The organism is Parafrankia sp. FMc2, from assembly GCF_041008525.1.
GTDB lineage: Bacteria > Actinomycetota > Actinomycetes > Frankiales > Frankiaceae > Parafrankia.
In genome coordinates, this window is record NZ_JBFLUG010000239.1 from 1 (window position 1) to 6,340 (window position 6,340).

A 6,340-nucleotide genomic window follows, 5' to 3' on the forward strand; every position below is an offset into this window, starting at 1 on the left:
CCTCCGCCCCCGGTTGTCCGGCCGTCGAGCTGCCGTTCGGCGCTGACGCGGGCCATCTGCCGGGTGGCCTCCATCACCACCATGCCGGGGATGTGCCGGCCCGTGGCGTGGTCGAGAACCAGCTCGTTGTCGTTGTCGATGGAGAGGCCGGCCTGGTAGCGGCCCGCGCCGACCTGCCGGACGTCGCAGATCAGAACATTGCGCTGGCTGTCCTTGTGCACCTCGTGCCGGCCGGCGAGGGAGAGATCCGTGTCGTTGCCCAGCGACCGCTCGACCGTCGAGTCCAGGTTCCGTCGTTTCAGTTCCCGCTGCAGGTGTTCTGTCTCGTACCGGCCGATGCCCTGACCCGTCACGATCTTCAGTCGCGTGGGCGGAGCGGCGTCGTACCTTCCCCGCTCGACGGACGAGAGGAAGTCGGAGTAGCGGATGAGGCCTTCTCGGTCTTCGCCGGGAGGGGTGAGGCGGTCACCTACGAGTACTACCAGTTCGTCGGGTGAATCCGCGGGCGACGGTCCATGCATGTGTTCTCCATCTGTGGTGTCCCGACAGTCGGGGACTGCGGTTCGGTGGAATTTGTCCGGCCGTTCGGTCGTTCGTTGGTGCAGGGCTGATCCGGATGAACGCGGGATCGGTGAAAGCCACCCGGGAGGCCTGCGTGAAACGAGTCGGAAGACCGTGCCGACCGAGAGGGCGAGGGCGGTTCTCGTGCCGCCGGTGACCGGCGACCGCTCACGGACAACAGGTGACAGGCGACCCGGCATTGCAGTTCTGTTCGTTCAAGCGTGCGTGTTCTGATGGTCGCCGTTCACCTGGGAGCCGCGCAACCGACGGATGGCGGCCGTTCGCCGCGGTACTCCCGCCGAGCGGTGGCCGTCGCCCCGGGCCGCGCCCACTCGTGGCGGGTGTGCGGATGCCGGGATTCAGGACGCAGGTCGAGGACCTGTCCCGTCGAGGAGCGGCCAGCCAGCCAGCCCGGAGCGGGGGGCGACGACAAACCAGCAGGCGGAATTGTGCGGCGATGGACGCGACCGGCCCGAGGCCACCCTCATTGGTTGCTCATGAGCAATAGTTCGGGAGTTCTGTCGCCCCGCCCGGTACCCTTTCCTGATCGGCCGCGGGCGCTTCGCTGCGCCGTCATGTAGGTGCGCCGTCATGTAGGTGGGCCGCCATGGTGGCAGGCGGGCGCTGATGCTGGCTGTCGACCGGAAATCGTCGCGTTTGTCACCATGCGGAGTGTTGCCTGCCGGAACGGCCTAGGTTGCGCACATGGACATCCTCATCGGGCAGCTGTCGACACGCGACGAGGACGCTAAAAGGGTCCTGAGTATAATTTCCTACTTCGACTCCTCACGAAGCAGGCAGCTGCGGTTTCGAAGATCGTGCAAGGGGCGGCAAAGATCGCCCGATGCGCCGCGGGCATGTACGACGTCGAACGGGGCCGGCTGCTGCGCTCCGATCCGGCGGGTAACCTGACCACTCTCGACGGGCCGTTCTCCGGCCCTCTTCATACCGAGCTCGAAGACGGCGCGTCGGTGTGGCTCGAAAGAACCGATGATCCTGAGCCGCTGGACATGTTGCTCATGGAGAGGTTTGCCGCCGCCGTGCGAGCGGCGATCACACGTGGTGCGCAGAGCAGATCGCTGGAAGATGCCTCCGGCCTGGTGGAGATCGCGCTCGCGGAGAGCACCGGAGAGATCGACCGGCTGCGGGCACTTCGCATGCTCGGGTTCAGGTCGGATCGCGACATCCGGGTGCTGGCCACTCTCGCGACGGAGACGGACAGCATGGATCCCTACATCGGGGTCCTGCGCCGGGCCGGGTCCGTCGCGCAGTGGGCCGTGGTGGGGGAGACGGCCGTCCTGCTGGTCAGCGCGGATGCGAGGGCACTGTCGTCGGCGCCCTTCTCCCGCCTTGGCGTGGGGCCTGCCCTGCCGCCGCTGCGGGCGGCGAGTTCCTTCGGCTGTGCCCGGGTCGCGCTGCGGTTCGCCGTCGAGCGACCGCACCGTGATCACATCGTCTACTGGGATGACCTCAGCGGGCTCGCGTTGATCGCGGCGCACGTTCCCGCCCACGAGGTGGTGGGTCTGCCGGACGTCCAGGCGATGATCCGGCTGTCCTCGTCGGCACGCGGGCGCGACATGATCGCTTCGATAGAGTCGCTGCTGGCCGAAGGATCGCTCCGGCGGGCCGCTGCGGCCAGTCACCTGCACCACAGCTCGACCGCGGCCCGGATCAGACGCGCCGAGTCCCTGTTGGGCTTCGGGCTCGACAGCCCGATCGGCCGGGCCCGTGCCGTGATGGCCCTGTGGCTGATGCGGCTGGTGGCGGGTGACGTCAACCACGGACTGCGGTTGGACGCATCCTGACCGCACGGTCGGCGCCGACGCGGGCCGGGCACCGGGGCCTCTGGGCGCCCGGGCACTCTCAGTGAGCGCCGGCGAGGTTGACCACGATGACCCCCGCGATGATCAGGGCCACGCCGAGGACCTTCGCCGCGGTGAGTGGCTCGTGCAGGAACAGGGCGCCGATCAGGACGATCAGCGTGGTCCCCAGCCCCGACCAGATCGCGTACCCGATGCCGACCTGCAGCCCCCGTTCGATGGCCAGGGAGAGCGCCAGGAACGCCACTCCGTAGGTGGCGAGGCAGGCGACGGTCGGCCACAGGCGGGAGAAGCCCGCGGTGCTCTTCAGCAGACTGGTCGCCACCACCTCCGACACGATCGCCACCATCAGCAGCAGATACCGCACCCGCACCACCATCCCCCGCGTCATCGGCCGGACCAGCCGTGTCGCTCCAGGTTCGGGTACGGCGCGTCCCGGCCTCGCGAGGGCCCCCGCTGCTGGAGTGTCCGCGGGTCGCCGCCCGACTGTTTCAGCGCAGGTGGGTGCGGAACCAGGCGGTGACCGTCTCGTCGACGAGCCGGGCGAGAGGTGTCTGCGGCGCCGGTTCCACGCCGGGCTGCTCGGCGAGCGGGTGGTCCAGGCCGGGAATCGTCTGCAGGCGGATCCGCTCCGGCCCGTCGCTCGCGCCGCTCCCGTCGCTCGCGGAGCCTGCATCGCCCAGGGCGGCGACGAGCTCGGCCGCGTCGGCCCGGCTGCGCGGGTAGTCGTGTTCACCGCTGACCACCAGCAGGGCCGGCGCGGGATCCCGGGCGCCGATCAGGGCGGCGTGCGCCACGAAGTCCAGCTCGTCGGCGCCCGACCGCGCCTGCTCACCCCACGGGTAGGAGGTGCCGTGCGCCGCGCTGAAGACCTCGACCGCCGTGCGGGCCCGGATGGCCGGGTTCACCAGCGCGACGGCCGCGACGTCCACCTGCACGCGGGCCAGCACGTTCAGCGCGACGGTCCCGCCGAGCGAGCCGCCGACGACCCCGATCGGCCCGTCGCCGCAGGGGAACCGTTCCCGGAGCACCTCGAGCGCGGCGGGGAACTCCTCGGTCGCCTGCCGGACCACCGGGCCGACGTACCGCATCATCGGATCCGCCTGCGCGGCCTCATACGCACCCGGTACCGGACGCCGCCCCACCAGCGGCATCCCGAGGTAGACCCGCCAGGCGTGCACCCCGGCCAGCGGGAGCGCGGCGGCGAACGCCGCGTCCGAGCGCGGGGCGTCCATCATGTGCCAGGCGACGATCAGCGGCGCGGGTCCGTGGCCCTGGTTCTGGTCCTGGCCGTTCGCCGACGGCGGCAGCGCCGTGAAGGGGACGCCGGCCGCCCAGCCGACGACGGGCTCGGTCAACGGTGTGCTCATGGCATGCGAACCTAGGACCGGATCACGTGCGACGTGCCGTTCGCCTGCCGAGAGCAGAGGATGTCTGCCCTCGGCAGATCGGTGGCGGCCCGCTGTGCCCGCTGTGGCCCGCAGTGTCCCGCTGCGGCCGACCGGGTGCGATCAGTGGCGAGTGTGGATGCTGACGGCGTAGCCGGCGGTGCCGGCGCGGCCCGCGGCCTCGTCGAAGGCGGCGCCGTCCCAGGTCGCGAGCCGCCGTTGGAGCGTCAGGCCGGCGGCGTGGCACCAGGCGTCGTAGTCCGCCAGGCCGAACGGGGCTTCCGGGAGTGGCAGGTGCGCCGCGTCGAGACCGAACCCGGCGACGAGAAGACCACCCGGAGCCAACCGCCGCGCCAGCCCGCGCACCACTGAGGCCTCCGTCCCGGGCGCCACCAGCGGGATCACGTTCCCGGCCGCGACGATCAGGTCGAAGGGCCCGTCGGTGGCGGCGGGAGCGGGGAGCGCGCGAGGCCCGTCGTGCCCGGCCGGATGGTCGAGGGCCGCAAGGTCCGCGTGGACCCAGACCACCGCCGTCGAGCGAGCCCTGGCGGCATCGAGCATCGACCGGTCGTTGTCCACGCCGATGCAGCGGTAGCCCGACTCGGCCAGCCGGACAGCCACCCGTCCCGTGCCACATCCGGCGTCGAGAACACGGGAACCGGGCGGCACCAGGGCGGCACACAGGCTCGCCTCGCCGTGGACGTCGGTTCCCTGGGCCGCGAGCTGGTCGAACCGCGCCGCGTAGCGCTGCCCCGACGCACCGCCCGCCACCGACGACCATCGGCTCGGCCCGGCTGCGCTCGTCCTGTCCGAGTCCATCAGACGGCTCCGGTGGGGGCTGTCGCCTTCAGGCGGCAGGGGAATTTGGTACGGACCGTAACTGTGAGACCACTCACGTTGGTATGGTCGTGTGTGTGGGGCGGCAGGTGACCGCGGGGGCGGGTGGGGGCCGTGACCTCAGCTGCCGCGTGGTCTGGTGCCCCAGGTACCGGCGGGCTGTCCTGGCCGGCCTGGTCCGTGACCGGTTGGATTCCCTGCTTCGCGAGAAGTGTGCCTGGCATGACTGGCTGGTCATGGCGCTGGGGATCGAGCCCGAGCATGGTCACCTGTTCGTGAAAGCTCATTCGTTGCACGCCCCGTCGTACATCGCCAACCAGCTCAGGGGCTTCACGTCCCACGTGTTGCGTGCGGAGTTTTGGCAGCTGTGGTCTCGGCTGCCGACCCTGTGGTCCCGGTCGTACTTCGTCGCCACGGTCGGCGCGGTCTGCGCCGATACGGTGCGGCGGTACATCGACACGCAGAACGAGCGGCCGTGGCGCGGGGCGGTGACGCGGTGAGACGGGCCTTCAGGTTCCAGCTCCGCCCGACGGCCCGCCAGGTGGCCGCGCTGACGGCGATGCTTGACGATCACCGGGCGCTCTACAACGCCGCGCTGCAGGAACGGCGCGACGCCTGGCGGCACCCGTCGAGGACCTCGGTCCGCTACACCGCCCAGGCCGGGCAGCTCTCCGAGATCCGAGCGTTCGACCCGGACCAGGCACGCTGGTCGTACTCGTCTCAGCAGGCCACTCTGCGTCGCCTCGACAAGGCGATGGCCGCCTTCTTCCGCCGCGTCAGGGCCGGGCAGACACCGGGCTATCCGCGGTTCAAAGGGCGGAACCGGTTCGACACCGTCGACTGGCCGAAGGACGGCGACGGCTGCCGTTGGGACAGCGACCCGAACCACCCGACCCGGACCCGGGTCCGGCTCCAGGGCGTCGGCCACCTCAAGGTCAACCAGCACCGGCCGGTCCGCGGCACCGTCAGGACGGTCTCCGTCCGGAGGGAGGGCCGCCGCTGGTACGTCGTCGTGTCCTGCGCCGACGTACCCACCGAGCCGCTGCCCGCGACAGGCTCGGCGGTCGGTGTCGACCTGGGCGTGGCTTCCCTCGCGACCACCTCCGGCGGCGTCCACTACGCAAACCCGCGGTTCGCCGAGCGGGCGGCGGGCCGGCTGGCCGCCGCGCAGCGCGACCTGATCGCCGTCGAGGCGCTCAACGTCGGGGGCATGACCCGACGTGCCAGAGCCAGGCCCGATCCCGACGCGCCGGGTGCGTTCCTGCCGAATGGGCAGGGGGCCAAGTCCGGGCTGAACAGAAACATTCTCGATGCGGGATGGGGGGTGTTCCTCAACGTTCTGCACGCCAAGGCTGAAAGCGCCGGGCGGGTCGTCGTGGAGGTCAACCCCGCCAACACCTCCCGCACCTGCGCCGCCTGCGGCCACTGTGCCGCGGAGAACCGCAGGACCCAGGCCGAGTTCGTCTGTACGGCATGCGGGCACACCGCGCACGCCGACGTCAACGCGGCTGCGAACATCCTTCGGGTCGGGCTGGCCCGTCAGGCCGCGCAAGCAGCCTGAGAAGCCGGCGGCTTCAGCCGTCGGAGTAGTCACCCCCCAGCTATACCTCAGAGGTTGATGAGGCGGGGGGCGTGGTGGTGGGTGCGGATGTGGGTGCCGGCCTGGCGGGTGAGGTCGCGGGTGCTGCCGAGGAGTCCGTCGAGGGTGAGGGCGCGGCGGAGGTGGTGGTGGAA

At 70.9% G+C, this 6,340-nt stretch carries 7 protein-coding genes and 1 pseudogene; 3 read left to right on the top strand and 5 right to left on the bottom strand.

Annotated elements, in window-relative coordinates; translation table 11 throughout:
• The coding region (locus tag AB1460_RS35035) for an AfsA-related hotdog domain-containing protein (protein ID WP_368966674.1) at positions 1-521 on the bottom strand (521 nt) is incomplete at its 3' end.
• 897 nt (positions 522-1,418) lie between these two features.
• On the opposite strand from AB1460_RS35035, the gene AB1460_RS35040 reads away from it, so the two are divergent.
• On the top strand, positions 1,419-2,366 hold the full coding sequence (locus tag AB1460_RS35040) for a helix-turn-helix domain-containing protein (RefSeq protein ID WP_368966676.1): 948 nt from the start codon (positions 1,419-1,421) through the stop codon (positions 2,364-2,366).
• A 58-nt stretch (positions 2,367-2,424) separates the two neighbouring features.
• Here the strand turns inward: AB1460_RS35040 and AB1460_RS35045 are convergent, their stop codons facing one another.
• The 3 genes from AB1460_RS35045 to AB1460_RS35055 all read right to left on the bottom strand — a co-directional run bounded on the left by AB1460_RS35045 (position 2,425) and on the right by AB1460_RS35055 (position 4,588).
• The gene (locus AB1460_RS35045; RefSeq protein WP_368966684.1) at positions 2,425-2,748 is read right to left on the bottom strand and encodes a DMT family transporter; all 324 of its coding nucleotides are present in this window, start codon (positions 2,746-2,748) and stop codon (positions 2,425-2,427) included.
• A 124-nt stretch (positions 2,749-2,872) separates the two neighbouring features.
• A complete protein-coding gene (locus AB1460_RS35050) occupies positions 2,873-3,751 on the bottom strand; it encodes an alpha/beta hydrolase family protein (RefSeq protein ID WP_368966677.1) in 879 nt (292 codons plus the stop codon).
• 141 nt (positions 3,752-3,892) lie between these two features.
• Positions 3,893-4,588, bottom strand: a complete 696-nt coding sequence (locus AB1460_RS35055) for a class I SAM-dependent DNA methyltransferase (protein ID WP_368966679.1) — start codon at positions 4,586-4,588, stop codon at positions 3,893-3,895.
• An 83-nt stretch (positions 4,589-4,671) separates the two neighbouring features.
• Here AB1460_RS35055 and tnpA point away from each other — a divergent pair, with 83 nt between their 5' ends.
• Together tnpA and AB1460_RS35065 are read left to right on the top strand one after the other, a co-directional pair.
• Positions 4,672-5,106 carry an IS200/IS605 family transposase gene (gene tnpA / locus AB1460_RS35060; RefSeq protein WP_368966681.1) on the top strand — a complete coding sequence of 145 codons (435 nt, stop codon included), beginning with the start codon at positions 4,672-4,674 and terminating at the stop codon, positions 5,104-5,106.
• On the top strand, positions 5,103-6,167 hold the full coding sequence (locus AB1460_RS35065; RefSeq protein WP_368966682.1) for an RNA-guided endonuclease InsQ/TnpB family protein: 1,065 nt from the start codon (positions 5,103-5,105) through the stop codon (positions 6,165-6,167). The genes tnpA and AB1460_RS35065 overlap by 4 nt, the downstream gene beginning before the upstream one ends.
• A 47-nt stretch (positions 6,168-6,214) precedes the next feature.
• Here AB1460_RS35065 and AB1460_RS35070 read toward each other — a convergent pair.
• Positions 6,215-6,340: pseudogene (locus AB1460_RS35070) on the bottom strand (acyl-CoA dehydrogenase); the annotation flags it as partial.